General features: G+C 62.5%; 24 protein-coding genes. 17 read left to right on the top strand and 7 right to left on the bottom strand.

Going from position 1 to position 23,212, the window contains the following annotated elements; translation table 11 throughout:
- The first annotated feature begins 24 nt into the window (after positions 1 to 24).
- The 3 genes from GSQ92_RS12620 to GSQ92_RS12610 all read left to right on the top strand — a co-directional run bounded on the left by GSQ92_RS12620 (position 25) and on the right by GSQ92_RS12610 (position 3,494).
- On the top strand, positions 25 to 759 hold the full coding sequence (locus GSQ92_RS12620) for a cyclase family protein (RefSeq protein WP_158805396.1): 735 nt from the start codon (positions 25 to 27) through the stop codon (positions 757 to 759).
- A 131-nt stretch (positions 760 to 890) separates the two neighbouring features.
- Complete coding sequence (locus GSQ92_RS12615) at positions 891 to 1,223, top strand: hypothetical protein (RefSeq protein ID WP_158805395.1); 333 nt, start codon at positions 891 to 893, stop codon at positions 1,221 to 1,223.
- Positions 1,224 to 1,232: 9 nt separating this feature from the next.
- Complete coding sequence (locus GSQ92_RS12610; protein ID WP_158805394.1) at positions 1,233 to 3,494, top strand: N,N-dimethylformamidase beta subunit family domain-containing protein; 2,262 nt, start codon at positions 1,233 to 1,235, stop codon at positions 3,492 to 3,494.
- A gap of 44 nt (positions 3,495 to 3,538) precedes the next feature.
- Here the strand turns inward: GSQ92_RS12610 and GSQ92_RS12605 are convergent, their stop codons facing one another.
- From GSQ92_RS12605 to GSQ92_RS12595, 3 genes are all read right to left on the bottom strand, one after another.
- Positions 3,539 to 4,579 carry a fatty acid desaturase gene (locus GSQ92_RS12605; protein WP_158805393.1) on the bottom strand — a complete coding sequence of 347 codons (1,041 nt, stop codon included), beginning with the start codon at positions 4,577 to 4,579 and terminating at the stop codon, positions 3,539 to 3,541.
- A 106-nt stretch (positions 4,580 to 4,685) separates the two neighbouring features.
- A complete protein-coding gene (locus tag GSQ92_RS12600) occupies positions 4,686 to 4,892 on the bottom strand; it encodes a cold-shock protein (RefSeq protein WP_158805392.1) in 207 nt (68 codons plus the stop codon).
- A 225-nt stretch (positions 4,893 to 5,117) separates the two neighbouring features.
- Positions 5,118 to 5,858, bottom strand: a complete 741-nt coding sequence (locus tag GSQ92_RS12595) for an SDR family oxidoreductase (protein WP_158805391.1) — start codon at positions 5,856 to 5,858, stop codon at positions 5,118 to 5,120.
- 120 nt (positions 5,859 to 5,978) lie between these two features.
- On the opposite strand from GSQ92_RS12595, the gene GSQ92_RS12590 reads away from it, so the two are divergent.
- Positions 5,979 to 6,902, top strand: a complete 924-nt coding sequence (locus GSQ92_RS12590; RefSeq protein ID WP_158805390.1) for a LysR family transcriptional regulator — start codon at positions 5,979 to 5,981, stop codon at positions 6,900 to 6,902.
- A gap of 17 nt (positions 6,903 to 6,919) precedes the next feature.
- Here GSQ92_RS12590 and GSQ92_RS12585 read toward each other — a convergent pair whose 3' ends face one another.
- Positions 6,920 to 8,155 (bottom strand): NAD(P)/FAD-dependent oxidoreductase, encoded by a 1,236-nt coding sequence (locus tag GSQ92_RS12585; protein ID WP_174246734.1) that lies wholly within the window; start codon positions 8,153 to 8,155, stop codon positions 6,920 to 6,922.
- Between the two features lie 35 nt (positions 8,156 to 8,190).
- Positions 8,191 to 9,150: a sugar phosphate isomerase/epimerase gene (locus GSQ92_RS12580; protein ID WP_158805389.1), complete on the bottom strand. Its 960-nt coding sequence runs from the start codon at positions 9,148 to 9,150 to the stop codon at positions 8,191 to 8,193.
- Positions 9,151 to 9,672: 522 nt separating this feature from the next.
- Here GSQ92_RS12580 and GSQ92_RS12575 point away from each other — a divergent pair.
- Complete coding sequence (locus GSQ92_RS12575; protein WP_158805388.1) at positions 9,673 to 10,674, top strand: phosphotransferase enzyme family protein; 1,002 nt, start codon at positions 9,673 to 9,675, stop codon at positions 10,672 to 10,674.
- 26 nt (positions 10,675 to 10,700) lie between these two features.
- The gene (gene fabG / locus GSQ92_RS12570; protein ID WP_158805387.1) at positions 10,701 to 11,471 is read left to right on the top strand and encodes a 3-oxoacyl-ACP reductase FabG; all 771 of its coding nucleotides are present in this window, start codon (positions 10,701 to 10,703) and stop codon (positions 11,469 to 11,471) included.
- Positions 11,472 to 11,521: 50 nt separating this feature from the next.
- Here the strand turns inward: fabG and GSQ92_RS12565 are convergent, their stop codons facing one another.
- Positions 11,522 to 13,126, bottom strand: a complete 1,605-nt coding sequence (locus GSQ92_RS12565) for an APC family permease (RefSeq protein ID WP_158805386.1) — start codon at positions 13,124 to 13,126, stop codon at positions 11,522 to 11,524.
- Between the two features lie 300 nt (positions 13,127 to 13,426).
- A complete protein-coding gene (gene phnF, locus GSQ92_RS12560; RefSeq protein ID WP_158805385.1) occupies positions 13,427 to 14,143 on the bottom strand; it encodes a phosphonate metabolism transcriptional regulator PhnF in 717 nt (238 codons plus the stop codon).
- A gap of 120 nt (positions 14,144 to 14,263) precedes the next feature.
- Here phnF and GSQ92_RS12555 point away from each other — a divergent pair, with 120 nt between their 5' ends.
- The 11 genes from GSQ92_RS12555 to phnN all read left to right on the top strand — a co-directional run bounded on the left by GSQ92_RS12555 (position 14,264) and on the right by phnN (position 23,052).
- Positions 14,264 to 15,178, top strand: a complete 915-nt coding sequence (locus GSQ92_RS12555) for a phosphate/phosphite/phosphonate ABC transporter substrate-binding protein (protein WP_159013515.1) — start codon at positions 14,264 to 14,266, stop codon at positions 15,176 to 15,178.
- On the top strand, positions 15,175 to 15,963 hold the full coding sequence (locus tag GSQ92_RS12550; protein ID WP_216850543.1) for a phosphonate ABC transporter ATP-binding protein: 789 nt from the start codon (positions 15,175 to 15,177) through the stop codon (positions 15,961 to 15,963). The genes GSQ92_RS12555 and GSQ92_RS12550 overlap by 4 nt, the downstream gene beginning before the upstream one ends.
- Positions 15,960 to 16,772 carry a phosphonate ABC transporter, permease protein PhnE gene (gene phnE / locus GSQ92_RS12545; RefSeq protein ID WP_216856818.1) on the top strand — a complete coding sequence of 271 codons (813 nt, stop codon included), beginning with the start codon at positions 15,960 to 15,962 and terminating at the stop codon, positions 16,770 to 16,772. The genes GSQ92_RS12550 and phnE overlap by 4 nt, the downstream gene beginning before the upstream one ends.
- A gap of 73 nt (positions 16,773 to 16,845) precedes the next feature.
- Positions 16,846 to 17,301 carry a phosphonate C-P lyase system protein PhnG gene (gene phnG / locus GSQ92_RS12540; RefSeq protein WP_371418066.1) on the top strand — a complete coding sequence of 152 codons (456 nt, stop codon included), beginning with the start codon at positions 16,846 to 16,848 and terminating at the stop codon, positions 17,299 to 17,301.
- Positions 17,298 to 17,870: a phosphonate C-P lyase system protein PhnH gene (phnH, locus tag GSQ92_RS12535; protein WP_216850541.1), complete on the top strand. Its 573-nt coding sequence runs from the start codon at positions 17,298 to 17,300 to the stop codon at positions 17,868 to 17,870. Before phnG ends, phnH begins: the two co-directional genes overlap by 4 nt.
- Before the next feature lie 3 nt (positions 17,871 to 17,873).
- The gene (locus GSQ92_RS12530; RefSeq protein WP_158805383.1) at positions 17,874 to 18,980 is read left to right on the top strand and encodes a carbon-phosphorus lyase complex subunit PhnI; all 1,107 of its coding nucleotides are present in this window, start codon (positions 17,874 to 17,876) and stop codon (positions 18,978 to 18,980) included.
- On the top strand, positions 18,977 to 19,828 hold the full coding sequence (locus tag GSQ92_RS12525) for an alpha-D-ribose 1-methylphosphonate 5-phosphate C-P-lyase PhnJ (RefSeq protein WP_158805382.1): 852 nt from the start codon (positions 18,977 to 18,979) through the stop codon (positions 19,826 to 19,828). The genes GSQ92_RS12530 and GSQ92_RS12525 overlap by 4 nt, the downstream gene beginning before the upstream one ends.
- A complete protein-coding gene (gene phnK / locus GSQ92_RS12520; protein ID WP_158805381.1) occupies positions 19,825 to 20,598 on the top strand; it encodes a phosphonate C-P lyase system protein PhnK in 774 nt (257 codons plus the stop codon). Before GSQ92_RS12525 ends, phnK begins: the two co-directional genes overlap by 4 nt.
- Complete coding sequence (phnL, locus tag GSQ92_RS12515) at positions 20,595 to 21,305, top strand: phosphonate C-P lyase system protein PhnL (protein ID WP_158805380.1); 711 nt, start codon at positions 20,595 to 20,597, stop codon at positions 21,303 to 21,305. Before phnK ends, phnL begins: the two co-directional genes overlap by 4 nt.
- Complete coding sequence (locus GSQ92_RS12510) at positions 21,302 to 22,480, top strand: alpha-D-ribose 1-methylphosphonate 5-triphosphate diphosphatase (protein ID WP_158805379.1); 1,179 nt, start codon at positions 21,302 to 21,304, stop codon at positions 22,478 to 22,480. Before phnL ends, GSQ92_RS12510 begins: the two co-directional genes overlap by 4 nt.
- Complete coding sequence (gene phnN / locus GSQ92_RS12505) at positions 22,477 to 23,052, top strand: phosphonate metabolism protein/1,5-bisphosphokinase (PRPP-forming) PhnN (protein ID WP_158805378.1); 576 nt, start codon at positions 22,477 to 22,479, stop codon at positions 23,050 to 23,052. The genes GSQ92_RS12510 and phnN overlap by 4 nt, the downstream gene beginning before the upstream one ends.
- Positions 23,053 to 23,212 lie beyond the last annotated feature (160 nt).

Here is a 23,212-nt window from a genome sequence, read left to right as displayed (position 1 = left end):
TTGCACAGATTAGGACACTAATTCATGACCGATTCTCACGTTGCTGCCCTGGGCAGCCTGATCCGACAGATGCGTAGTGTGGATCTGGCGCCGAAGCTTGAACGGGGCGTGCCCAAATTTCCTACCCACCCTCATATGGTGATCGATCCCACGGTCATTCACGCGCGCGACGGCTATTACTGCCAGACTCTTTCTCTCGCCGAGCACACCGGCTGCCATGTCGATGCGCCCGCTCATATCCATGCGGACCGCATGAACGAGACGATCGAGACGATTCCGGTCGATCGGCTCATCACCACCGCGCGTGTCTACGACTTCTCAGATCGCGACTGGAAGCCGGGTGAGTTGCTCACCTGTCAGGACGTGCTCGATTATGAGAGCCGCCATGGCGCACCCGTTGATCAGGACGAGATTGCATTGGTGAATTTCGGTTGGCTCAAGCGCTTCTGGGCCGTCGATGCGCGCGCCCATTTCTATGCGCGCAATCAGCCCGGTATGAACGAGGACGTTGCGAAGCTGTTTCGCGAACGTGGTGTGCGCGCCGTCGGTGCTGATACCATCGCTTGCGAAATGGCTGGCGTCGACAACAAATGGGGCGATGCACCCGGCCACGACCGGCACTGGCTACCGCAGGGAATCCTTATCCTGGAATGCGTGGCGCGGCTGGAGCAGTTGCCACGCAGCTGCTTCCTCTTCGCGGCGCCTCTGCCGATCCAGAATGGATCGGGCTCCCCCTTGCGGCCGGTCGCTTTTTTCTGATCGTAATGCCAGGTGGACTTGAGGGCGATCGCGGCTTTGTGGTGTGATGTGAAGGCATCGGCGCGTTGGAACGGCTGGCCCAACGGCGGCGTATTACGGGCTTCTCCGTTCCGCACAAGCTGGAGGGCGAGATGAGATACAAGATCGATCCTGACTCAGATCGAGTCTTCATCGAAGAGTTTCGCCGCAATCCGGTGGGTAACCATAGCCCCGGCCTCATGCGCGTCCTCAACACGCTGCGTTACGATCCAAGTGGACGGCAGATCGTGCTCTTTTGCCGCAAGCCATTCGCTGAATGGCAGATCGGGGAGATGCCGGCGGACCGGCGGGAACCGCTGGTGTTCGAGGACAGCCCTATTTTCACCAATCGCGACGAGGCGGAATGGGAGATCTTTCGCCGCCGGTGGCGCGCCGCCACGGGCGAAGACATCAACCTGCCGCTCAAATCACCCGAGAACGCGTAGGACTGCCTCATGCTCAAGATCGTAGGCTATCCCGATCGCTACAGCGTCGCGCCCGGAGAGAAGATCGCTTTTCACATCTCGCTCGAGGAAGGCGAAGCCTATGAGGCACGTCTCGTCCGCGTGCTCAATGGCGATAGCAACCCGAATGGCCCTGGCCTCGACCTTCCTCATCTGCCAAGCGAGGTCGATGGGCATTATCCGGGATCGGTGAAGCGAGCGGATGCCGGCTCCTTCATGCTGGTGGAAGGCTTCCCTCCCCTCGCCGCCTATGCTGCCTTCAGCTTTCGCGCGGTGGTATGGCCGACACTCACCGCGCGCTACTCTCAGGTCGTGGCGGCCCATTGGGATGCGGAACGAGGCGCGGGTTTCAAGCTCACCGCCAGCGAAGGTCGGCTCAGCCTCGCGATCGGCGATGGAATGGGCAGCGTGGTCGAGGAAAGTCTCGATGCGAGAATGCTGGATCGCAAATGGTACGTGATTTCTTTTGCAGTAGATTTGGTGGTCGGCCGCTTCCACCTCTCACAGCAAGCGCTGCAAGCAGATGCTGGCGTTTTCGATAGCGGGTATCGTGAAGGCGCCTTGAACGCGGTGCTCGGCGTGACGACGGGCAGTCTAACTTTTGCCGGAGCCTCTATGGCTGACGGCACAGTCGGCGAGCATTTCAACGGCAAAATTGACGGACCGGCTCTGTTCGAGGGTTTCCATGACGCGGTCTCTCTTGCCGCCGCTGATGTCGCCGCTCTCTCCCCGATGCTCGCCGCCACCGCGCTCGGCGCCTGGGACTTCTCGGACGGCATCAGGACAATCCGGGTCACCGATCGGAGCCCACTTCGCCGGACCGGTGTCCTTGTGAACCTGCCGGCACGCGGCATGCGCGGACCCCATTGGACGGGGACCCATCATAGCTGGCAGACGGCCCCGGCCGAATATGGCGCCGTCCATTTCCATGAGGACGACCTCTATGACGCCGGCTGGCCGGCCGACATCACCTGGTCCGTGCCGGAGGATGCGCGCAGCGGCGCCTATGCGCTGCATCTGCGGTGCGGCGAAAACACCCACGACGCAATGCGGGAAACTTACATCCCCTTTTTCATTCGCCCGCCTCGTGCCGCCACGGCCCGCAAGAACAGGCCAAAACTCGCGTTCCTGGCGCCAACGGCCTCCTACATGGCCTATGCCAATCACGGCGAGCACATCACGGTGCGCGGCGTCGAGCGAATGATGGGACGGCTGCTGCATTTTGGGCATCAGGATGTCTATCTCTACGACCATCCGGAGCTTGGCCACTCCCTCTATGACAAGCATGCCGACGGGTCGGGTATCTGCTATTCCAGCCGGGTTCGTCCAAATATCAATTGCGCACCGCGCTATCACTCCTGGCTCGGCGGTGACGGTTCCAGCCTCTATCAATATAATGCCGATACGCATTTGTTCGGCTGGCTTGCCCATCATGGCGTCGATTACGACGTCATCACGGATGAGGATTTGCACCATGAGGGCTACGAACTTCTGAAAGACTACCGCGTGGTAATGACGGGCTCGCATCCCGAATATCATTCGACCCAGATGTGGGACGCGATGAAGGCCTGGCTCGATCGCGGTGGCCGCCTCATGTATATGGGCGGCAATGGCTGGTACTGGCGCATTGCCTTCCATGATGATCTGCCGGGCGTCATCGAGGTACGGCGGGCTGAGGACGGCATCCGGTCATGGGAAGCCGACCCCGGCGAATATTATCATTCCTTCAACGGCGAATATGGCGGCCTTTGGCGGCGGTGCGGGCGCCCGCCGAATATGATGGCCGGCATCGGTTTCGTGGCTCAGGGCTTCAACGTCTCGTCCTACTACCGACGTGCTCCGGACGCGGAAAACCCCCGTGTAAGCTTCATCTTCGATGGCGTTCCAGATGAGATCATCGGCGACTTCGGCCTGATCGGCGGCGGCGCTGCTGGTATCGAGCTCGACTGCATCAATCGACTGCTGGGCTCCCCGCCAAACATCCTGCGTCTTGCTTCCTCCGAGGGGCACGGGGCGCTGATGCTTCTCGTCAACGAGGAATTTACCGCGACCCAGCCGAATCTCGGTGGTGACCAGAACGAACGCGTGCGCGCCGACCTCACCTTCGCCGAAACACCCTCAGGCGGCGCGATCTTCGCAACGGGATCCATTGCCTGGATCGGATCGCTTCCCAGCCACGGCTATGAGAACAACGTCTCCCGCATCACGCTCAACACGCTCCGGCGGTTCTTGGAGGAGCAACCCTTTGGCTGACACCTCGCATTGAGTGAAGGCATCGGCGCGTGGCGCGGGGGAGGCTAATCCGCGGCGGGAGCACTCGATCTCAGGCTCCGGAATGGCAGCATCTTCCGATGCTCCGCGTCCCAAAGCGCCAGCCGCGCGCATTTCAGACTGTCACGCAGCGTCAACCGGGGGACCGAATGGAATTCAGGATTCGCCTCGTGACACTCGCGGAGCCGGTAATTCGGAATGCGGCTGGATAGATGATGGATGTGATGGAAGCCGATATTGCCGGTGATCCAATGCAGCGCCGGCGGAAGGTCATAAAAGGACGCACCCTGCAGGGCGGCGGCCCGAAAATCCCAGTTTGGGCGACGCTCCCAATAGGCGTCTTCGAACTGATGCTGGATATAGAAGAGCCAAACGCCTATCGTGGCGGCCAGCAGTAGGACCGGCAAACATCCGAGCACCGCCGGAATCGGTCCTAAAGTAAGCGCCAAGGTGCCCAGCACAGCGCCGATCGCGGCATTGGTGCCCATGACGCTGAGCCAGTTCCGCCAATGGCGGCGTGGGCCGCCGCTCGGAATACGATGGCGAATGAGAAAGAGCCAGGCCGGCCCGATACCGAACATCACCAGCGGATGACGGTAGAGCCGATAGGCCAAGCGCCCTCGCGCCGACAGGGCCGCGTATTCCACGACGGTCAGGGTCGAAACATCGCCCACGCCGCGCCGATCAAGGTTTCCCGCGCTGGCGTGATGCACAGCATGGCTACCCCGCCAGACCGTGTAAGGCGTCAAGGTCAGCACCCCGAGCATCCAGCCAAGGAGATCGTTTGCCCAGCGCGATGAGAAGAACGAGCCATGCCCACAGTCATGCTGGAACATGAACAACCGCACCAGCAGCACCGCGCCAAGGGGGAACAACAGCAGCCCGAGCAGAATGCCGTGATCGAGCGCTGTTAGGATTCCGGCGACGACGAGAAGGAAGGGCAAAACTGTGGTCAACAACTGAACCAGCGCGCGGCGCGCGTCAGGCTTCAGATATGGCGCCACCATCAGCCGCCATGCAGTGTTATCGGCGGCCGTCACATCCGATACGGCCTCAGGAGCGGACATGCTTGCTGCGGGTCGATCGGCTTATTGGGATGAGTCTCATCATAGAAACAAACTCGAGCGTGAGAATGCGCGCTGGCGCGCATTCTCAGCCCGTGTCTCAGGCGTATTAGCTAGTCACAAGATTGACGGCGGAGCTTTTCCCGCCCTGGCCCTGCTCAATGTCGAAGGACAGCTTCTGCCCATCCGACAAAGTCGCCATTCCCGCACGCTCGAGCGCGGAGATATGAACGAAGATGTCCTTGGAACCATCGTCAGGCTGAATAAAGCCGTAGCCCTTCTGCGCGTTGAACCACTTAACCGTACCCTTAGCCATGTGCCACTCCATGCGATAAATTCCGCCTATGCGCTCTCGCACAGACGGGCCGACCTCGGTGATAGGACTGGGGAACCGGGTTCGACGCTTGCAGCGGACGAATTACGGACCTGATCAACAACAGGCTGACGCCGTTCTAATAGGGCGCGTCGCCTCCGGCCGCAAGGCCGTCCCGCCTCTCTCGACGAGATTGGCTCGCGATAACGCCAGCAACGGGGAGCGCGATTAGATGATGCCACCATTGGCGCGCAGGATTTGACCATTGATCCAGCTACCATCCGGACCCGCGAGGAAGGAAACGGCCGCCGCGATGTCGGTGGGCTCGCCCAGTCGCTCCAGCGGCGCAAGCCTTGCCAGCCGATCGACCAGTTCCTGAGATTTTCCGTGGAGAAACAGGTCGGTGGCGGTCGGGCCGGGAGCGACCGCGTTCACCGTGATGTCCCGGCCGCGGAGTTCCTTGGCCAGGATGCTCGTCATCGCGTCCACGGCCGCCTTGGTGGCGGCATAGACTCCATAGGTCGGCTGAAGCAGGCCGACGACGCTCGAAGAAAAATTGATGATGCGCCCGCCGTTTCGCAACCGTTTGGCGGCCTCGCGCAGGGTGTTGAAGGTTCCCTTTAAATTAACGGCGATCTGTCGATCGAAAGCTGCATCCTCGGTATCCGCGAGGCTCGACAGGGTCATGATACCGGCATTGTTGACCAAAATGTCCGCTCCGCCGAGTGCGGTTTCCGCTGTATCGAACAAACGGCGCACGGCCTGGGGGTCGCTGACGTCGGCAAGCGCTGCCAGAGCCCGGCCGCCTGCCTCTTCGATCTTGCGAACCACCGCCTCGGCGGGCGCGGCCTGGCCGGAATAGTTCACCACCACGGTAAAGCCGTCCCAAGCGAGCCTTTCGGCCACGGCCGCGCCGATACCACGCGACGCCCCGGTCACGATTGCTACTTTATTTGTCTGCTGGGTCATGCCGCTCTCCCTGTTTCTTCGCCCCGTCCGAGGGGTGGAAAGCATTAGCGCGACGCCTTGGCCGGATAATCAGGCGATTTCGAGCTACACCATTCAGCAAGACGAACAATGAGGGGCCGCATGGACCGGTATGAGGCGATGCGGGTCTTCATCCGCATCGTGGAGCGACAGAGCTTCACACGGGCGGCCGAAGACCTCAGCCTGCCGCGGTCAACAGTTACCGAGGCCGTCAAGCAGCTCGAGACGCGCCTTCGCGTAAGGCTTCTGCAACGGACCACCCGCCACGTGAGCCCTACTCTGGACGGCGAAGCCTATTACAAGCGCTGTCTGATCCTGCTCGCCGATCTAGAAGACGCAGAGGCGGGGTTCCGGGATGCCAAGCCACGCGGCCTGCTGCGCGTCGATATCCACGGCACGCTGGCACGCCACTTCGTCGTGCCGGGTCTGCCCGCGTTTATCGCCGAATACCCCGACCTGCAGCTCTATCTGAGCGAAGGGGACCGTCTGGTCGATTTAGTGCGGGAGGGGGTGGATTGCGTGCTGCGCGTTGGAGAGCCGCAGGATACGGACATGGTCGGTCGGCGTATCGCCTTGCTTGAGGAGGTGACACTGGCGAGCCCCGAGTACCTCAGCCGATGCGGCACGCCTGGATCGCCAGACGGTCTCGGCGGGCATGCGATGGTCGGCTTCGTCTCCTCCGTGACAGGCGCCGTAATTCCTCTGGAATTTAGGCTCGACGGCGCGCTCCGCCAGGTTGCGCTCCCCGCTACAGTCTCGGTTGCAGGTGCGGAGACCTATGTCGCCGCCGCGAAGCTTGGCCTCGGACTGATACAAGTTCCGCGCTATCACGTCGTGCGACACCTCGCGCTGGGCGAGTTGGTCGCGGTCCTGGAGGATTTCCGACCACCGCCGAGCCCCGTCACGTTGCTCTACCCCCGCAGCCGCCAGCTCTCCCCGCGTTTGAGGGTCTTCGTGGATTGGTTGACGCGAGAATTTCGACTTCGCGCGGGCGGGCCAACGATGAGCCTGCCGGTTCACCTTTGACGGATTGCACCCAGCCTTTAGGGGAGGAGCGATTTCAGCTTCACGCCCGGATCCGCCAGTTGGGCCGGGTCAGAATGCGCACGGCGCTGGATTAGCATCTCCGCCAACCTGATGTCGCGCGCGACCTTGGAAACCGGGCCGACACCGCTCGCCGCGACAAGCCGGCCATCAGCCTTGAGGTGGAAATAGAGCCGGCCGCCGCCACCCACGTCGCGCAGCACGGTAATCTCGCCCTCATCGGGCATCCCGGCGATCTGCAGCGTCTGGTCATGCTGATCCGACCAGAACCATGGAACCGTGTCGTATTCCTCGGTGCCTCCCAGCATGGAGCCTGCCGCATGCGCACCCTGGTCCTGCGCGTTGCGCCAAGCCTCCAGCCGCATCCGGCGACCATCGTAGATCGGATGGGGAAAGGAACAGCAATCGCCCGCCGCCAGGATATCAGGGTCGGTGGTGACAAGCCGGCCATCAACCCGGACGCCATTCTCCGTCTCAAGTCCAGCTGCTTCGGCAAGAGTGGTCTGCGGAATTGCGCCAACGCCTGCGATTATGGTGTCGCATTCGAGCCGCCGACCATTCGCGAGCGTTACAATCTCGACGCTACCCTCCCGCGTGATGAGCGTCAGGCCGATGCCGGTGATGATCTCGATCCCGGCTCGACCATGGCGCTCGGCGACAACGGCCGCGATTTCGGCTGGCACCGCGCGGCCCAGAATGCGCGGTGCCATCTCAACGACGGTGACCGTGCATCCGCGCTCCAAGGCGCTTGCTGCGATCTCCAGTCCAATGAAGCCGCCGCCGATCACCACAAGGCGGGTGGCAGGCACCAGCCGGGCACGCATCGCAAGCGCATCCGCGAAAGTACGCAGGTAGAGGACATTTTCGGGGCCCGCACCGGGAACAGTGAGCCGTCGCGGGCGGGCACCCGTTGCCAGCAACAGCTTGGCATAGGGAATGCTGCGGCCATCATCCAAGGTGACATCATGGGCAGCGCGATCGATCGCGATGACCGCTGCGCCCGCGATATGCACGATGCCTTTTGCTGCAAGCCGCGCCTCGTCGAGGATGAAGGCGGCCTCTGGCTCCGCCTCCGATGTCATCGCGTGCTTGGAAAGCGGCGGCCGCTCGTAAGGAAGATGAGTCTCCTCTCCGATGAGCGTGACCGGCCCAGTGAACCCTCGCTCGCGCAGCGAGGTCGCGGCGCGCGCCCCCGCCTCCCCCGCTCCCACGATGACCATTCCTGCAACGCTCATCGCCTCGGTCTCCCAAGTTCCGCCGAAACGCGCCTTCAGACGGCCTGTAACATGAAATCGGAGACTTCCGTGGGCGCTACCGCGTTCAGGAGTTGTACGGAACGGCGTGCCCCTTCCATACGGGAAAGAAGCACATCCTCATGCTCGATCGAAAGCCAGCCATCATAGCCGACCATCCGGAGGCGATAGCAGAACTCGCGCCACCAGGATTCGTCGTGCCCGTAGCCGAGAGTGATGTACGTCCAGGACCGCGCCGGAATATCCGTCAAGGAGCCGTTTTCCAACAGGCTGGTCGTCGCCTGTTTCACCTTGTTGAGATAGACATCCTTGGCATGCACGTGGAAGATCGCCTCTCCCAGCGCATCCACGGCGGCATGCGGATCGGCGCCCATCCACATGAGATGACTCGGATCGAGGTTCGCACCCACAACCGGACCGACCTCTACACGCAAGCGCAGCAGCGTCGGCACGTTGTAGACGAGTTGGTTGCCGTGCAATTCAACACATAGCTTGACGCCGTTCTCCTTCGCGACCTTTGCGAGATCGTGCCAGTAAGGAAGTAGCTTCTCCTCCCACTGCCACTTCAAGATCGCGCCGGTCTCGGGCGGCCAGGAGGAGACGATCCAATTCGGTGTGCGGTCCTCAGGCCCGCCAGCCGGGAGCCCGGACATCAGGCAGACCTTGCCGATGCCCAGCTGGCCGGCAAGTCGCACCGTGTCATACAATGTCGCGGTCTGCCGAGCGCCATCAGTGGGATGGAGCTGGTTTCCGTTGGCATTAAGCGCGATCAGTTCTAGCCCGCGGCTCTCGAAGGCGCTCAAAAACGTCTTCCGCGCCCCTGCGTCGCCGCGCAGTTTTGCCAGGTCCAGATGCGGCGCCGAAGACCAGTTGCCTGCATTGACCTCGACGCCGCTCAGGCCGAGCCCTGCGGCCGCATCGAGCATTCCCTCGAAGTCCAGATTGGCGAGGGAATCCGAAACGATTCCGATCTTCATAGTCCTAAAACCTCTTCCATCTCAGAAATCTTGATGCGCCGCATCGTTCAGCGGAACGTTCTCTGTTCGCAATGTGCCGAACGCACCATGCTCTTCGACCCGCTGGTCGTAACCGGAGCTTGAATAGCGACTACTGGAAACTTGGCTGCGACTTGAGCGCATCCATTCAACGGCGCGACCGCCGCAGCGCCGATCCGCGCAGTCGGCTACAGCCGCGCGCTGTGGTGCCCTCATCGGCCTCCCCTTTTGTCGTTTCTAGATCGCGCCTCGGTCGCCGATTGCATCGAACCATAGAACAGTCATCAAGTAAATCAAATTATCTCTTCAAACCACCAGCACTGCATCATCTGCCAGATTTCTCTTCGTTTTCCGATGATGGCGGATTGATTTTGGCTAGACGGTCTTCGAGTTTGATGTGAATTACATCATTTTGTTGCGAGGAACGACGTCGCGCTCCGACTTTACAATGGAGAAGCCCGCCGACCATACTTCGCCCGGTTCCCTGACGGTGACCGGAGGCAGATGACAGTCCAATATGGTCCGGAAGTGCTTGCCGACCTGGACCTCGCAATTCGCGCTGCCTTGCCGTCATGGTCGCTTTCCAGCGACGCAGAAATCGGCCTCCTCAACATCTCAGAGAATGCCACGTACCGTATCGATGACACCGGCACCGGCCGGTCCGTCGTGCTGCGCGTTCATAGGCTGGACTATCACAAGGCGCAGGAAATTCGCTCTGAGATCGATTGGATCGAGGCATTGCGGGCTGAACGCGCCGTGGAGACGCCCGCGCCGCTGCGTGGCGCAGACGGAACCTTCGTGCAGAGTCTGCCATCGTTATTCGGCTTTCCGACACGCAGTGCGGTTGCCTTCGAGTTCGCGCCCGGTCGGGAGCCCGCCGCGGATGCCGATCTTCCCGGTTGGTTCCGCACTCTTGGTGCGCTGACTGCAAGGATGCACAGCCACGCGCGCGGTTGGATTCCGCCTGGGGGGTTTCAACGCAAGATCTGGGACTTCGACAGCATGTTCGGGACGCAAGCCTATTGGGGTCCATGGCGTGCCGGCGTTGGGCTGGATGCGGCGGGAACCACCCTTATGGACCGCGCCGTGATGCTCATCCGCACGCGGCTGGAGCGGTTCGGCCGCTCACCCGAACGCTTCGGTCTCATCCATGCGGATCTGCGGCTCGCAAACCTCATCGTCGATGAACCGCACCTGCGCGTGATCGACTTCGATGATTGCGGCCTATCCTGGCGGCTGTATGACTTCGCGGCTGCCGTCAGCTTCTTTGAGCATGAACCCATCGTGGACGAGCTGCGCGAGGTCTGGGTGGACGGTTACCGTTCCGTCGCGCCGCTTTCGCAAGAGGATGCCGACGAACTGCCGATTTTCATCGCCATACGCCGTTTTCTTCTAGTCGCCTGGATTGCATCACATTCCGAGGTGCCGATCGCGCAGGAACTCGGCGCTGGCTATACGGCAGGCGCTTTGACGATGGCGGAGAAACTGCTGTCACGGTATTCTTGAGTGTCACCGGATAAAGGAAAACCGCCATGTTCGCTCCGCTGAGCGGTCGATCCGTCATCGTTACCGGAGCCGGGCGCGGCATCGGACGCGGCATTGCGTTACGGTTTGGCATCGTCGGCTGCCGCATCCTTCTCGTCTCACGCACCGCGGCTGAGATAGAGCGGGTAGCTGCGGAGATCAGCAGCGTGGGCGGTACTGCAGAAACTCTCGCGGCAGATCTCTCTACCGAAGGCGGCGCCGCTGCGATGGCGGCGGCTGCCATGGAGCACTTTGGCGGCGTCGATATCCTCTGTGCAAATGCCGGCATATTTCCGTCCGCCACTCTCGATGTCATGACGGCCGCGGATTTCGACACTGTCATCAACGCGAATTTGCGGAGCACCTTCCTTTCCGTTTCGGCTTGCCTCCCCGCCTTGAAAGCCAAGGCGAAGGGGCGGATCGTTCTGACATCCTCGATCACCGGACCCGTCACAGGTTATTCCGGCTGGTCGCATTACGGAGCGAGCAAAGCCGGTCAACTCGGCTTTATGCGCACGGCCGCGATTGAGCTTGCGCCGTTCGGCATCACGGTCAACGCGGTGATGCCGGGCAACATCATGACCGAGGGGATGGAAGCCATGGGCGTCGAGTATATAGCGAATATGGCGGCCTCAATCCCGCTCAAGCACCTTGGAACAGTGAAGGATATTGCCAACGCAGCGCTGTTCTTCGCGAGCGACGAGGCCGGCTACGTCACGGGTCAGACCCTGATTGTCGATGGCGGCCAGGTTCTTCCTGAGTCTCTCGCCGGGCTTTAAACGACGAAGGCCGCTGTCGGGCCGCCTTCGCGGCTTTCCAGTTCTCCGCTTTACCGCCTGGCGCTTGCCTCGGCGGCGTGCAGTGGCCCGTCCGCACCTTCGGGAAAGCCCTCATAGATCATGCGGCCGATCTGGTCATAGCGGGATGGGTCCCGGCTCTTGAGATAAAGCGCGCCAAGAATGCCAAGAACAATGACACCTCCATCAATCCACGGGATCCAGGCAGCAAATGAAAAACCACCGCCGAGGAAGCCCATATTGGTAAGGCAGAGATAAAGGACATAGGCCTGCGACAGGAAGGCGAGGATGGGCGCAAGCATCGTCTGCCACCAATGATGGTCATTGGGATGCTGGCGCTTGAAATAGACTACGATCGCGACCGATACGATGGCCTGGGCGAAGAGAATAATGATGGTGCCGAGCAGCGCCATGAGGCCGTAAAGCTCGCCATAGGCTTGTGTCGTCGGATCCTTGGTGCCACCGAAAATCGCGAAAAGCAGGACGATGATGATGCTGGCGCTGGTTTGCACGAGCGACGCAATATGCGGCGTCTTGAACCGCCTGTGTGTGCGGCCGAGGGCCTTGGGCAGGATCCTCTCACGACCCAGCGCGTAGAGATAGCGCGACGCCGTATTGTGGAAGGCCATGCCGCAGGCGAAGGACCCGGTCAGAATGAGATAGCTCATGATCGCAGTCGACCAAGGGCCGATCAGCTTGGTTGAAGTCGTGAAAAAATACTCCGCCGCATTGCCTTGGGCCGCACCGACGGATGCATCGGTGGTGCTGTAACCGGAGATCGCTGCCCAACTCGTGATGGTGTAGAGAATTCCAAGGAACAGGACGGAAATATAGAGCGACAACGGCACAATCCGCTTCGGATTGCGGGATTCCTCAGCATAGTTGGGAGCTGATTCAAACCCGACCCAGGACCAAAATGCGAAAAAGAGCCCAATGCCAGCGGCCCCGGCTGCAAGCTTGGCGGATGGATTGCCCGGATAGCCGAGGAAGGCGTTCAACGGATTAATCGCCGCTCCCGTCACCGTCGCGCCGTGTCCCGATTTCGAGAAGACACCGACATCGAAAATGAGCAGCATCGCGACCTCGGCGATAAGCGCGACGCCCAGGACCGCGGTTGAAATCTTCACGTCTAGGTAGGTCAGCACAAAGATCAGCAGAACCATGGCCAGCGCGAGCCAGGGCCAGGCGACGTCGATACCGAATTGGTGTAGCTTGAGATTGGCGAAATAAGCGAAGCCACCGGCCAGCGAAGGCTCGAATACCGCATAAGCGACGACCGAGGCGAAGCCCATCCCCATGCCTAGCTCGCGCCCAAGCCCAAGGCTGATAAACGAGTAGAATCCCCCCACAGAGGTGACCTTTCTGGCCATCGCCGCATATCCCACCGAGAAGATCAGAAGGATCACGGTCGCGACCAGAAAAGCCGCAGGGGCACCGACGCCGTTGCCATTGCCGACCACGATTGGCGTGTTCAGCAACATGGCGGTGATCGGGGCCGCACCCGTGACCGTAAGGAACAACACGCCGATGAGACCAACCGCCTTCGAATGCAATAGATCGACGTCGCCGCGAGTGGTTACATCAAGGTTGTTTGCGCCCTGTTTTCCGGCTACGGCGCCAGAACTCGAATTTGCCATTTCAGAAACCCCAATCATCGCTGCGCGACTCACGATAGCCTGATGCGACCGGAGCGCGATCCCGCATGCCAGCGTCCCATGTGCCATCGACTGAAGGACGACCCTACGAACGACCTTTCAAGGATCATAGCTTTTTGAGTCTGATTCTCGAGAAAAATGAGGGCTCGTGGACGACGACTGCACAATTCGCGTGCTCGCCTATGGATTCCTGCTTAATGCTTCAGCAACCGAGCCAGTTCCCCATCCCTCGCAGAGCTGCGTTACTGTGGCTCTCGATATTATGTTGCTGTCTGGCACTGATTAATGCGTCACAACGACCTGCAATCTCTGGCCCGACGCTCTCGAAATGCCGTATTCGATGGGCCGCCCTTCGACATCCTCGTTGACCGCTTCCATCACAAGCACAGGCATCGTCGACGGCTGGCGGAGCAGAACCGCGTCCTCGGCGCTGGGTAGTCGCGTCCAAATCCGGGTGCTGCGTCGCCTGTAGTCGAGAACGCCGAAGGCACGCAGTGCCGCTGTTATCGAGAGGCTATCGCGGAAAGCCTTGTCGATTCCTCGAAAACGTTCCGCCGGCACGTGAGCGGAGACGACACTCAGCGGCACGCCATCCACCCGCCGCAGAATCTCGAGCAGGATGACAGGCGCGTCGGCATCAAGTTCAAGCGCCGCCGAAATCTCGGGGCTGGAGGGAAGTTCGCGGGATCCCAGGAGTTCGCCTTCCGGTGAACGGCTCTGCCCGGAGATCACCTCGCTGAAGCGAGTGCGGGATCCGACGGGGTAATCCACCACCGCGACAGGCCGGACGAAGCTGCCTCTGCCATGCTGGACGCTCACCAGGCCGCTTTCCGCCAGTGATCCCATGGCGCGCCTTAGCGTGTGGCGGTTCACACCGAAGCGCTGGGCCAGGACCGCTTCGGGTGGCAGGCGCTCCCCGGGCATCAGCGAACCCGATGCGATCTCAGCCGCAAGTAGTTCGGCGATCTTCTGCCAGATCACGACTCCGGCCGACCTCATGATGCTCCGCCTGTCATGCAACGGCTTTCAGCGGCATTCATCTAGATGTCAAACTCCTCTCCCCTCCTTGCTCCTAGAAGGGCGCGTCCCGCCAAGCCGGAACAGAGAGGGTTTTTCATCATGCGGAAGCGACTTCATCCGGCGGGTTTTGCCAAGGCTGTGTATGGTCTGGCGGCACTCATGGCCATGGGCGGAACCGCACTCGCGGCCCCGAACGACTGCCCTGGCGGAAAGCTGCGCTATGGCGTGGTGCCTTACGATGCCTCCGCGGCCTTCGTGCCGCTGTATCACCAGATCGGCTCCCTGATCAGCGCCAGGCTTGGCTGCCCGGTCGATATCGAAATCGGCACCAGCTATACCGCCACCATCGAGGCGATGCGCGCCGGCAAACTGGACGCCGCCGAATTCGGCCCGCTCGGCTATGTTCTCGCCCACCAGATCGCCGATGCCGAGGTCGTCGCAACCTACGCAAACGCGCAAGGGAAACCCGACAGCTATACGGCCAGCATCGTGACCTGGCCGGATTCCGGGATCACCACGCTGAAGGGCGTTGCGGGGCATAGCTTCGCCTATTCCGATCCGGCCTCCACCTCCGGCCATCTCTTCCCAGCCTATGGTTTGAAATCGGTTGGCATCGACCCCGACCATGGCGTTGTGGCGATCTATGCCGGGAGCCATACCGCGAGCTTCGAGGCGCTCAGGCACCACAAGGTGGAAGCGGGTGAGATCAACAGCTCCGAGATCGGTTCGGCGCAAACCGCCGGAATCTGGGATCCCAAGGACTATGTCACGCTCTGGACCAGCGCGCCGATCCCACAGGACCCGATTGCCGTGCGCGGCAATCTGCCGCCGGCCTACAAGGCGAGACTGACCGCCATCCTGCAAACACTAGACCTCAGCGGCATCCCGGCTGCCGAGGTCAAGCTCACCGGCCTTTACGGCAAGGGCTACGTCGCTCAAACCGATCAGGCCTTCAACGGCATTCGCAGCTTGGTGAGCGTGCTGCATCTCGACCTCGCCAAGATGGGCTCGTGAGCACACCCCTCATCGAGGTAGCCGATCTCGCCATGCGCTTCCCGGCGCGTGGACGTGATGATGGGCACCTGGCGCTGAACGGCGCCACCATGACGCTCGCGCCCGGCGAGCTGGTGGTGGTCCTCGGCGCCAATGGCTGCGGCAAATCGACGATGCTGCGCTGTATCGCCGGGATGTTGCGGCCGACCGGCGGCGAGGTTCGTGTGGAGGGCCAAGCGATCAGCGGCCTCTCCGGCCGAACACTGACCGAAGCCCGCATGGCCCTCGGGATGATCTTCCAGAGCGCGCATCTGGTGAAGCGGCGGAGCGTCGTCGCCAATGTGCTCGCCGGCACTCTCGGGCGACATCGCAGCCTCGGCATCGCGCTTGGCAAGCTCCCGCATCAAGAGACGCCCCATGCCATGGCCTGCCTCGATGAGGTGGGACTAGCCCATTTCGCGCCCCAGCGCGCCGGCACGCTGTCAGGCGGGCAGGCGCAACGCGTATCGGTTGCGCGTGCCCTGGCGCAACGTCCGCGCGCTCTGCTCGCCGACGAGCCTGTGGCGAGCCTCGATCCGGATGCGGCCGAGGAGTTGATGACCCTGCTGCGCCGGGTTGCGCATCAGGATGGGCTGGGCGTGCTTTGCGTCCTCCACCAGCCTGAACTCGCTCGGCGCTTCGCGGACCGTATTCTCGGCATGCAAGCCGGCCGGATTATCTTCAACCACGAGCCCCGCCATGTCCGGGACAACGAGGTTTCCGCGCTCTATGTCAAACGGGACGCGTCGCAAAGACTAGCCGCTTGAGCGCTATTGCCGAGGATAATGGCAGGAGGCTGTCGCCGCACCGGCAGGATAAGCGAAGAAGCGCGCTGTCTTTCGTCGTCATCTTCGCCGGCATCGCGCTCTTTCTTCAGGCGGCCTTCGTCGTCCATGCTCGTCCGCAGGATCTCATTACCGGCGCCCATGGAATCGCCGATATCCTGAGCCGCGCCTGGCCGCCTGATTTCGCGAGCCTGCCGGATGCCCTTTGGCCGGCGCTGGAAACCGTGGACATTGCGATCTTCGGCACAGCGGTTGCTGTGATCGTCGCAGTGCCACTCGCACTTGTTGCCGCACGTAACACGACTCCGGCGCGGCCCATTTATGTCCTCGCACGGATGGCGATCGCCTTGGCGCGCGTGGTGCCAGATCTTGTCTGGGCGCTCATCTTCGTGACCGCTGTCGGCCTCGGCCCGTTTCCCGGCGCACTCGCCATTGCCATCCACAGCATCGGCATGATGGGACGCCTTTTCGCGGAACTCATCGAGGACATGGACATGGGGCCTGTCGAAGCCCTGACCATGACGGGAGCGAGTCGACTCGCGGTCTTCAGCCACGCGGTGATCCCTTCGGTGCTGCCGTCGCTCGCCGGCATCACGCTCTATCGTCTGGACGAGAATATCCGCGCGTCACTCGTCCTCGGCTTCGTCGGCGCGGGAGGCATCGGTTTCCAGCTGCTGACCGCGATGAACCTGTTCCAGTATCGGACCGTGGCGATGTTGCTGGTGGTGACCTTCGTCATCGTCGTAAGCGCGGAGCGTCTATCCGCGGCCCTGCGCCAGCGGATCGCCTGATGATGCACCGACCGCATTGACACGCGGCGCTTGTTGCGTTGTATAGACATCTAGATGAATTAGGAACGCCACGGTGTTGGGATCCCAGGCTATCGAGGCAAGGCAAGGTTGGCTGGCCGTGCTTGCGAACGCCCCTCTCGCGGGGATCGAAGACTGCATCGCACGGGCCGCGCCCTTGCCGGCCCATACGCGGCTTCGCGGACCAGAGATCGGGCTGATCATGGTTCAAGGCCGCGCAGGCGGCGACGGCGCGCCGTTCAATCTCGGGGAAATGACCGTCACCCGCTGCACCGTGCGCAACGCGCAGGGTCAGATCGGGCACGCCTATCTTGCGGGACGAGATCCGCGCCGCGCGGAACTCGTGGCGGCGCTGGATGCGGCCCTTCAGCATCCGACAGAAAGCGCGGAATGGGCGCGCACAGTCGTCGCCCCTCTGGCAGAGGCCCAAAAAGAGGCGCGCCGAAAAGTCGCGGGCGAAGCAGCCGCGACTCGCGTCGACTTCTTCACACTGGCGACGATGCGCTCATGACCCTGGATGCACCTGGCTTTGCCGATCCCGTCATGGAGGCACAGTCCTGCTTTCGCGCCGTCCTCGATGCAATGGCACACCCAGGAAGTCTTCCGGTGATCGCCTGCGTCCTCGCCGCTCCGCCGCTCGATCAGGCAACGGCTGCGGTCTTGCTCACGCTCGCGGATGCTGCGACGCCGGTCTGGCTTGCGGGAGAGACTGCTAGCGCCTGGGACTGGCTCGCATTCCATTCCGGCGCACCGCGTGCCGCATCCATCGGCGGCGCCGGATTCATCTGTGCCACCGAAATGCCAAACCTCGATTTGCTTGAAGCCGGAAGCGATGCGGCGCCTGAAACCGCGGCAACGCTGATCCTGCAGGTTCCCGCGCTCGAGGGAGGTCCACCACTCATCCTCTACGGTCCCGGACTGGAAGCGCCCACACGGTTCGCCCCGCAGGGGCTGCCCGAGGACTTCGTGAAGCAATGGTCTGCCAATCACCGGCTGTTCCCGCGAGGCATCGACCTCATCCTGTGCTGCGGTGAACAGCTTTGCGGACTGCCTCGCAGCCTCCGCATTGGGGCGGCCTGAGCCGTGGCCTATGTCGCGGTCAAAGGCGGTGAGCGAGCGATCGATGCCGCACATGATTGGCTGGCGCGAGCCCGGCGCGGCGACCGGAGTCTGCCGGAGATCGGCACAGCGCAGATCGCAAGCCAACTCGGCCGCGCGGTGGATCGCGTGATGGCGGAAGGCTCCTGTTACGATCCTGACTTGGCGGCGCTGGCGATCAAGCAGGCCCAGGGCGATCTCATCGAGGCGGCGTTCCTATTGCGCGCTTACCGGACGACGTTGCCGCGTTTCGCCCACTCGGAACCGGTCGAGACTGACGCCATGCTTCTGCGCCGCCGAATTTCCGCGATCTACAAGGACCTGCCCGGCGGTCAAGTGCTGGGACCGACCTACGACTACACTCACCGACTACTGGATTTCGCGCTTGCCGCGGAATCATTGGAAGTGACGCCGCTGCCGCTGGCAGCCGCTTCTTCAGAAGACACGCCTCGCGTGACGGCTTTGCTGGACCAGGAGGGACTAATCGAACCCTCCGGCGTCTCGACGGAGGCGGAACCCGGTGACCTCACCCGGGACGCTCTGGCCTTCCCGGCCGAGCGGGACGTTCGGCTGCAATCCTTGGCGCGCGGCGATGAGGGGTTCCTGCTCGCCCTCGGCTATTCGACGCAGCGAGGCTACGGCAACAACCACCCCTTTGTGGGCGAAATTCGAGTGGGCGAAGTTGCGGTGGAACTCGTACCGCCGGAACTCGGCTTTCCAATCACCATCGGCACGATCACGCTCACCGAATGCGAGATGGTGAACCAATTTTCTGGGTCGAAAACCGAGCCTCCGCAATTCACACGCGGCTACGGCCTGTGTTTCGGCCATAGCGAGCGTCGCGCCATGGGGATGGCACTGGTCGATCGCGCCATGCGCGCCGAAGAACTCGGCGAGAACGCGACGGCGCCTGCGCAGGACATCGAATTCGTGCTGTCCCATTGCGACAACATTGAAGCGACGGGCTTTGTCGAGCACCTGAAACTGCCGCATTACGTCGATTTCCAAAGCGAGCTCGAGACCATCCGGCGAATGCGCGCGACCGCCACCGCCGCCACCGCCGCGACCGTCGCAACGGAGACGGAGGCATGAGCGGCTACAACTTCGCTTACCTCGACGAACAGACCAAGCGGATGATCCGCCGCGCGATCCTGAAGGCCGTCGCTATCCCCGGTCACCAAGTCCCCTTCGGCGGGCGGGAGATGCCATTGCCCTATGGCTGGGGCACCGGCGGCATTCAGGTGACAGCGGCGATTCTCGGTCCGAGCGATGTGCTGAAGGTTATTGACCAGGGTGCCGACGACACCACCAACGCCGTCTCCATCCGCCGTTTCTTCGCGCGCACCGCCGGTATCGAGACGACGACGCATACCGCGGACGCCAGCGTCATCCAGACGCGCCACCGGATCCCCGAAACTCCGCTGCGGGCGGACCAGATCATCGTCTATCAGGTGCCCTTGCCGGAGCCGCTTGCCAAGCTTGAGCAGAGCCGCGCCGAAACGCGTCAGATGCATGCGCTCGCCGAGTATGGCCTCATGCATGTCAAACTCTATGAGGACATCGCGCGCTACGGTCATATCTCGATAAGCTACGACTATCCTGTGATGGTGAACGGCCGCTACCTCATGTCGCCCTCGCCGATCCCCGCCTTCGACACGCCGAAGATGCACCGGATGGCGGCGCTGCAGCTTTTTGGCGCGGGGCGGGAGAAGCGTATCTACGCCATCCCGCCTCATACCGACGTAAAGCCGCTCGACTTCGACGACCATCCCTTCCGCTTGACCCGCGCACCCCAAGCCTGTGGGCTTTGTGGCGCGCGTGACAGCTACCTCGACGAGGTTGTGATGGATGATCGCGGAGGGCGCCTCTTCGTCTGCTCCGACACCGACTATTGCGCTGGCCGCCAGTCGATGCGCCAGGACGAGGATGCCGCGGCGTGAGTGAGCACCTTCTTTCCGCAACCGGACTTCACCTCTCTTTCGGCGCCATCTGGGCGCTGGACGGTGTGGACGCGACGCTATGGCCGGGAGAAATACTCGCGGTCGTCGGTGAGAGTGGTTCTGGCAAGACGACCCTTCTGCATGTCCTGTCCGGGCGATCCGCGCCGGATGCAGGCTTGGTCGCCTATCGTGACACCGAGGGCGTGGCGCATAACGTCCATGCCATGCCCGCGCCGCAGCTGCGCGCATTGCATCGCTCCGACTGGGGTTTCGTGCATCAGAACCCGCGTGACGCGCTGCGCATGGAAGTGTCGGCGGGCGGCAATGTCGGCGAAAGGCTGATGGCCCAGGGCGCGCGCCACTATGGCGTCATCCGCGAGAGCGCCATCGACTGGCTTCGGCAAGTCGAGATTTCGCCGTCGCGCATCGACGACATGCCGCATACCTTCTCCGGCGGAATGCTGCAGCGGCTGCAGATTGCCCGCACCCTTGCGACTCACCCTCGCCTTGTCTTCATGGACGAACCGACCGGCGGCCTCGATGTCTCCGTTCAGGCGCGACTGCTCGACCTTATCCGGACATTGGTGGCGCGTCTTGGCATCGCCGTCGTGCTGGTCACGCACGACATCGCGGTCGCGCGTTTGCTGGCCGACCGGATCCTGGTGATGCGCCACGGCCGGGTCGTGGAGGGCGGTCTTACCGATCAGGTTCTGGACGATCCGCAGCATCCTTACACGCAGCTTCTCGTCAGCTCGGTGCTACAAGCATGAGGCCCGCCCATCCGGAAGTTCTGCGCACGGAAGCACTGGGGAAAAGCTTCACGTTGCATATGCAAGGCGGCGTCACCATACCGGTGCTGCGCGACCTCGGCCTCACGCTTCGCGCGGGCGAATGCGTCGTGCTGAGCGGTCCCTCTGGAACCGGCAAATCCACGCTCATCCGCAGCCTCTACGGCAATTACCGCGCGGACACGGGCAGAATCATGATCCGCCACGGTGGCGATTGGGTCGATCTCGCGCATGCCGATCCGCGAGTCGTCCTGGCGGTGCGGCGTGATACGCTTGGCTATGTCAGCCAATTTCTGCGTGTTGTCCCGCGCGTTTCAACCTTGGAGATCGTGGCTGAAGCGCTGACCTCGCGTGGCACGCCGCCCGACGAGGCGAAACTCCGGGCGCGGTCCATGCTGTTGCGCCTCAATCTCGTGCCACACCTCCACGACCTGCCCCCGGCCACCTTCTCAGGCGGCGAGCAACAACGGGTGAATCTCGCGCGCGGCTTTATCCCGAACCACCCGATCCTTTTGCTCGATGAGCCGACCTCGTCTCTCGATGCGGTCAATCGCGATGCCGTTGTGGAGCTTGTCGCGGAAGCCAAGGCTGCCGGGACCGCGATCCTCGCCATCGTCCACGACATGACCACACGGGACGCCATCGCGGACCGGCTGTTCCACCTCACACCCCTCCGGGAAGCCGCATGAGTCAGAGTCTGCTCGATCTGCCAAGCCAGTCCAACCGGTTCGCCGAAATCATCCTGACCAATGCCCGGCTTGTGCTGGCGGACGGCGTGCTGGACGGAACCGTCGTCATTCGTGATGGTATTATCGCCGAAATCGATGAGGGATTTTCTCGGACTCCCTCGGCGATCGATCTCGTGGGTGACTTTCTGATCCCCGGAATCATCGATCTGCATACCGACAATCTGGAGCGCCAAAGCGAGCCGCGTCCCGGCGCGCGCTGGCCCTCCCGTTCGGCACTACTCGCACATGACGCCCAATGCGCGGCGGCAGCCGTCACCACGGTGTTCGACGCGCTCTGCCTCGGCGATCTTGGCTTGGATGACGGAGACCGGGTTCGCACCTTCCGTGAAGGAGTCGCCAATCTGGAAGCGCTTGCGGGGAGCCGCTTGCTGAAGGCGGGTCACTTCCTCCACTTGCGGTGCGAACTACCAGCAGCGGACATGCCGGATCTACTCGAGAGCGTCGCCGATCATGCGCTGGTTCGCATGGCAAGCCTGATGGACCATACCCCCGGCGTGGGCCAATACGCGGATGTCGAGCGCTACCGCAGCCGTCGTGCAAGGGGCGGGATGGCCGTCACGGAGATCGACACACATATCGCAAGGCTACAGGAACAGCGCGGGAAACTTCGCGCGTCGAACCGGCGCTTCATGCTCAACCGGCTGCACTGCCTGCCGATTGTGCTTGCAAGCCACGATGACGAGACTGTCGAGGAAGTGGCGGAAAACCACGCCGACGGTATCCGCGTCAGCGAATTTCCGGTGCGGCTCGAAGCGGCGCTCGCCGCGCATGGGCTCGGCATGGATGTGATCGCGGGTGCGCCGAACCTTGTGCGCGGCGGCAGCCACTCAGGAAACGTCTCCGCCGCCGAGATGCTCACGGCCGGCGCGGTCGATGCGCTTGCGTCGGACTATGTTCCGCCAAGCTTGCTGGAGGCGGTCTTCAGACTCGCTGCCGGTGACGTGCCGGTACACGAAGCTGTCGCATTGGTGACGGCGAATCCCGCGCGGATCGCGGGCCTTTCCGACCGCGGCCGTATCGCGCCAGGCTTGCGTGCTGACCTGGCCGCGGTCCACACCGAACATGGGCTCGCGGCGCCCATGGCCGTCTGGCGCGGAGGCCGCCGCATATCATGACGGGCCACCTCATGCTCGTTGTCGGGCCTTCGGGTTCCGGCAAGGACACCCTACTCGCCGCCGCCGCGCTTAGCCTTCGCAATGATCCTAGGTTTCGCTTCGTACGCCGAGTCATCACCAGGGCGCCCGGTATCGAAGGCAATGAGGCAATCGGCGAGGCCGCCTTCGCGGCGCGAGAGGCGGCCGGTGACTTCGCGCTCTCCTGGGGGGCGCATGGACTGCGCTACGGCATCCCGGCTGACATCGTTTCCGATCTGCAGGCCGGGCTAGTCGTTGTCGCCAATGTGTCACGAGGGGTCGTGCCGGAGGCCGCAGAGCGCTTTCCCGTGACCGTCCTACTCATCACCGCCCCCGATCCGCTTCGCGCGGAACGCTTGGCGCAGCGAGGCCGAGAAGACACTGCGGCAGTCCTCGACCGGCTCAGCCGGACCGTATCACCGCTGCCCATACACATCGACACGCGAACGATCATCAACGACGGCCCAATCGAGGAGGGCGCGGAAGCTCTGAGAGCCTGCCTCGCTCGCTGCGCTGACGCGTGCCGCAAGGTCCCTGAACGGCAGCGCTCATAAGCTCGATCAACCGCAGCGACATTCAGAGACCTCGAATAGCTATGTTGCCTGGGAATACCTGTTCGAACGGAAGAACATCACAATCTCAAGCGCTTAGCCTTATATCTCTGCGCCGCGCCGAATTCTGGCGCTTCGACTGACGCAACCCGCACGTGCCGCG

The sequence above is a fragment of the Acidisoma sp. S159 genome (assembly GCF_009766125.1).
In the GTDB taxonomy this organism is placed as follows: Bacteria; Pseudomonadota; Alphaproteobacteria; order Acetobacterales; family Acetobacteraceae; genus Acidisoma.
The sequence above is the reverse complement of the archived record's forward strand: the minus strand, read 5'-3'. Positions and strand labels throughout refer to the sequence as shown.

Bases quoted from the DNA above. Each gene is read 5' to 3' on its own strand.
- GSQ92_RS12575 (WP_158805388.1), top strand. From the start codon at position 9,673: ATGACAGTCCAATATGGTCCGGAAGTGCTTGCCGACCTGGACCTCGCA.
- GSQ92_RS12610 (WP_158805394.1), top strand. From the start codon at position 1,233: ATGCTCAAGATCGTAGGCTATCCCGATCGCTACAGCGTCGCGCCCGGA.
- GSQ92_RS12555 (WP_159013515.1), top strand. From the start codon at position 14,264: ATGCGGAAGCGACTTCATCCGGCGGGTTTTGCCAAGGCTGTGTATGGT.
- GSQ92_RS12510 (WP_158805379.1), top strand. From the start codon at position 21,302: ATGAGTCAGAGTCTGCTCGATCTGCCAAGCCAGTCCAACCGGTTCGCC.
- GSQ92_RS12620 (WP_158805396.1), top strand. From the start codon at position 25: ATGACCGATTCTCACGTTGCTGCCCTGGGCAGCCTGATCCGACAGATG.
- fabG (WP_158805387.1), top strand. From the start codon at position 10,701: ATGTTCGCTCCGCTGAGCGGTCGATCCGTCATCGTTACCGGAGCCGGG.
- phnH (WP_216850541.1), top strand. From the start codon at position 17,298: ATGACCCTGGATGCACCTGGCTTTGCCGATCCCGTCATGGAGGCACAG.
- GSQ92_RS12580 (WP_158805389.1), bottom strand. From the start codon at position 9,150: ATGAAGATCGGAATCGTTTCGGATTCCCTCGCCAATCTGGACTTCGAG.
- GSQ92_RS12525 (WP_158805382.1), top strand. From the start codon at position 18,977: ATGAGCGGCTACAACTTCGCTTACCTCGACGAACAGACCAAGCGGATG.
- phnF (WP_158805385.1), bottom strand. From the start codon at position 14,143: ATGAGGTCGGCCGGAGTCGTGATCTGGCAGAAGATCGCCGAACTACTT.
- GSQ92_RS12585 (WP_174246734.1), bottom strand. From the start codon at position 8,155: ATGAGCGTTGCAGGAATGGTCATCGTGGGAGCGGGGGAGGCGGGGGCG.
- GSQ92_RS12590 (WP_158805390.1), top strand. From the start codon at position 5,979: ATGGACCGGTATGAGGCGATGCGGGTCTTCATCCGCATCGTGGAGCGA.
- phnN (WP_158805378.1), top strand. From the start codon at position 22,477: ATGACGGGCCACCTCATGCTCGTTGTCGGGCCTTCGGGTTCCGGCAAG.
- GSQ92_RS12565 (WP_158805386.1), bottom strand. From the start codon at position 13,126: ATGGCAAATTCGAGTTCTGGCGCCGTAGCCGGAAAACAGGGCGCAAAC.
- phnL (WP_158805380.1), top strand. From the start codon at position 20,595: ATGAGGCCCGCCCATCCGGAAGTTCTGCGCACGGAAGCACTGGGGAAA.
- GSQ92_RS12615 (WP_158805395.1), top strand. From the start codon at position 891: ATGAGATACAAGATCGATCCTGACTCAGATCGAGTCTTCATCGAAGAG.
- GSQ92_RS12605 (WP_158805393.1), bottom strand. From the start codon at position 4,579: ATGTCCGCTCCTGAGGCCGTATCGGATGTGACGGCCGCCGATAACACT.
- GSQ92_RS12600 (WP_158805392.1), bottom strand. From the start codon at position 4,892: ATGGCTAAGGGTACGGTTAAGTGGTTCAACGCGCAGAAGGGCTACGGC.
- GSQ92_RS12595 (WP_158805391.1), bottom strand. From the start codon at position 5,858: ATGACCCAGCAGACAAATAAAGTAGCAATCGTGACCGGGGCGTCGCGT.